Genomic DNA, 1,222 nt, shown 5'->3' with positions numbered 1-1,222 from the left:
ATGCCATTTTTACCTTTATCAATCTCATCAAATGAAATATCATTTTGTTTATTCAAGAAAATAGTAATTGATGTGATTGAAATTAAAATTGCTACTATTAAAACGAAGGCGGCAGTAGTATGTTTTTTATTTTTTAGTTTTTTCTCAAGGGGGAGGCTGGCTGTGTGGAATGGGGCTTTGGTCGCTACTACATTTAATACATAGCCAACACGTGGGATGGTTCTTATGGCATCACGTGCGCCTAGAGATTCAAATTTACGTCTTAGACCTAAAATAGCTTTATTCAACCCAATATCGCTTGCAGCTTGGTCATTCCAGATTTCCTTAATGATTGTACTACGCTCAACTGGGGCTGTTGGCGTAGCACATAATAATTCTAATAGTGCCGTCTCTTTTTGACTAAGTTGGACTACATGGCTTTCCGTGCTAATTTGAAATAAATGTGGTAAGAAGGTGATTTGACTGTCAATAATAAATTTAAGATGTGTATTCATGCAACCCTCCATGAATATATTTAGATGCTTATGCATAGAAAATATATTCATTCTATATTAAATTTTTATTGATCACAAAATATTTTTATACCTCAGAGCGCTAGTATCAGGCATCGGAGTGCAATGTCCTCGTCTACTTGTTGAACAAGGGGATTCTATTTCTTCTTTTCTTTAGCTTGCATACTCCATGTTTCACAATAGCTTTTGGATTGCAACGTAGGTTTTTCATGCTTGGCGCATTGTGTAAGTTGTTGTTTATATTGCGTTTTAAGATTATTTATTATGAATTTTACTGTTGCGAAACGAGTTGTGAAAATACGCGCTCCTTAAAAAACACTTGAACACTAATACTAATCTAGGTTCGTTCTGACTAGGAGTTGTTCTCATCGTACTCATGTTTAAGGTGCTGTAATTTTTAACTATGAATCGTACCTTTAATTTGAGTGGGTTCGTTAGAGGACCGTTGCGAGGTACTAGGGTGCAAATACTTTATTTGGAATGATTGATCTCTATCAAGCTGAGAAGTCATTTTTAACAAATTCAGGAATACAGGCTAGAGCAATTTAGTGATAGGTGAGACACGATATATTTTTATATAAATTCGATTTAAAAAGATATGGCCTTAGGAATTCAGCGTTCCTCCTGCACGGTGTAAATAGGTGAACGGTTTGGGGTGCATAAGGCTTTGTTGCAGGCATTGATTGTCTGCATGCTACTGAATTATGGAT

At 35.8% G+C, this 1,222-nt stretch carries 1 protein-coding gene; it reads right to left on the bottom strand.

The genetic code is table 11. From position 1 onward, the window contains the following. Nucleotides 1-494: winged helix-turn-helix domain-containing protein (locus tag AACS24_RS04830; RefSeq protein ID WP_181364314.1), on the bottom strand; the 494-nt coding region annotated here is incomplete at its 3' end. Nucleotides 495-1,222: the final 728 nt, after the last annotated feature.

The organism is Aeromonas sp. HMWF016, from assembly GCF_963878195.1.
Taxonomy (GTDB): Bacteria; Pseudomonadota; Gammaproteobacteria; order Enterobacterales; family Aeromonadaceae; genus Aeromonas; species Aeromonas lacus.
Note: the sequence above shows the minus strand (reverse complement) of the source record. Positions and strands in the feature narration are given on the sequence as shown.